Origin of the sequence: Bacillus sp. SIMBA_154 (assembly GCF_046536015.1) — a bacterium.
Classification (GTDB): domain Bacteria; phylum Bacillota; class Bacilli; order Bacillales; family Bacillaceae; genus Bacillus; species Bacillus pumilus_P.
On the sequence record NZ_JAWJBV010000088.1, the window covers coordinates 1 to 382 of the forward strand.

Annotated in this window: 1 pseudogene; it reads left to right on the top strand. The window is 34.6% G+C overall.

Annotated features, from left to right (window positions below):
- Positions 1-101: 101 nt before the first annotated feature.
- A pseudogene (locus R0K30_RS21225) lies at positions 102-382 on the top strand (HIT domain-containing protein); the annotation flags it as partial.

A 382-nucleotide genomic window follows, 5' to 3' on the forward strand; every position in this document is an offset into this window, starting at 1 on the left:
TGGTTCTCTTATCTTAATAATAAAAGTGAAAAATAAAGCGGAGAATTGGGTTAATTTGTATATTGATTGTGATGATCAAAGTTAAATAGTAAGGGGGATTAATGATGACTGAAGACTTTTATTGTGATGAAGTATTAAGCGGAAAAACAAAAGTAAATAAAGTTTTAGAAACCGAGAATGTTTTGGCGTATCATCAAACAAGACCTTTTTGGCTGGGGCATATTGTTGCTATTCCTAAAAAACATATCTCTTCTTTAATCACTTTGGAAGAAGACGACAATGAACTTTTACTCGAGTTGCTGGGTGTGATTAAAGGTTGCGGCGAAGGTGACAAAAGAAAGTGGTTCTTGCAGGGTGCTTACAAACTTAGGAGATTATCAGG